Consider the following 827-nt stretch of genomic DNA (forward strand, 5'->3'; position numbering starts at 1 on the left):
CGGGTCTTGACCGCAATACGGCCGTGGCCGCGTAAAAGCTTTGCCCGCTCAAGCAATCCGGCTGTTCCTTCGATGCCTTCCAGCGCAATGGTCCGGCCACCGATGGCGATCGCGGCCTGGCCGATGTCCAGCGCCCCGATGGCCTTTGCTGCGTCAAGGCCTGCCTCGATGTCACGCCAGTCCGACTTTTGTGGCGCGGCGTTGGTCAGGACGCCTTCGGCGGCGACAAGGCTCGGCACGATTTCATGCGCTCCCACAACCTTTATTCCACGGGCTTCGAGGCCCCTCGCCAAGACCTTCAGCAGGCCATCGTCGCCACGCGCGAGCGCCATGACGACCAGCGGAATTACCGCGAGCAGGCTGAGACTGGGGCGCAGCGCAAGCAATCGCGGCCGGCGCTTGATCTCGCCTGCAAGCACCAGATGGGTGATCCGGTGCCGCCGTAGCAATGGGACCAGCGAGCCTATACCTTCCAGAGCGAGGCTTTCGTGATCGTATCGGGAGAGCTCCGCGATGCGGTCGACCTCGCCTTCCATCAGGATGACGAAGGGCGGATAGCCTTGTTCAGCCGAACCGGCCGCGACTTCGACCGGCAGACTGCCGCCGCCGGCAATGATGCCGACCCTGGAGCCCGGCGGAAGATCAAGACGCGCTGCCGCTGTCTCAGTCTTCGTCATCGACATCGTCGCCATCGCCGCCCTTGAGCGACGGCACAGCATAGTGCCGCTTGCCGCGACTGGTGATGAAATCGATGATCTTCATGGCGGTCGGCGACGACGCGAACTCCGCCGTGGCGAACTCGGTGTTCTCGCCAACGGTGGGGGAAC

1 protein-coding gene and 1 pseudogene are annotated in these 827 nt (G+C 64.4%); both read right to left on the bottom strand.

The annotated features are described in order from the left end of the window. Positions 1–692, bottom strand: a 692-nt coding sequence (lpxI, locus tag EOA22_RS35660; protein WP_127390716.1) for a UDP-2,3-diacylglucosamine diphosphatase LpxI, incomplete at its 3' end; no start/stop codon positions are given. Then, positions 664–827, bottom strand: a pseudogene (locus EOA22_RS39770) (acyl-[acyl-carrier-protein]--UDP-N-acetylglucosamine O-acyltransferase); the annotation flags it as partial. The gene lpxI and the pseudogene EOA22_RS39770, both read right to left, overlap by 29 nt.

Source organism: Mesorhizobium sp. M7A.F.Ca.US.014.04.1.1, from assembly GCF_003998745.1.
Lineage (GTDB): Bacteria > Pseudomonadota > Alphaproteobacteria > Rhizobiales > Rhizobiaceae > Mesorhizobium > Mesorhizobium ciceri.